Annotated in this window: 1 pseudogene; it reads left to right on the forward strand. The window is 74.0% G+C overall.

The annotated features are described in order from the left end of the window. Positions 1-385 (forward strand): annotated as a pseudogene (locus DWX39_RS10840) (IS30 family transposase); the annotation flags it as partial.

A 385-nucleotide genomic window follows, 5' to 3' on the forward strand; every position in this document is an offset into this window, starting at 1 on the left:
GGCACGTGCGCCTCGGTCCTGGCGGCGCTCTCCTCCCTGCGCGGGGTCCTCGGCGAGGACGGCGCGAGGCGCGCCTTCGGCGCCGTGCTCACCGACAACGGGAGCGAGTTCGCCGACGAGGGCGCCATCGCGGCGCTGCTCGGCGAGCGGGACGGCGAGACCAGGCTCTTCTACTGCGACCCCCGGCAGAGCCAGCAGAAGGGCGCGTGCGAGAAGAACCACGTGGAGATCAGGAAGCTGCTGCCCAAGGGCGCCGGGGCCAGGTTCGACCGGCTGACGGCGGCGGACTGCGCGCTGCTCATGTCGCAGGTGAACTCCGAGCCGAGGGGGGCGCTCGGGTTCCTGACGCCGGCGCGCGTGCTGCGGATGGCCCTCGGGGAGGACG

It is taken from the genome of Collinsella sp. AF19-1LB, assembly GCF_003459655.1.
Taxonomy (GTDB): domain Bacteria; phylum Actinomycetota; class Coriobacteriia; order Coriobacteriales; family Coriobacteriaceae; genus Collinsella.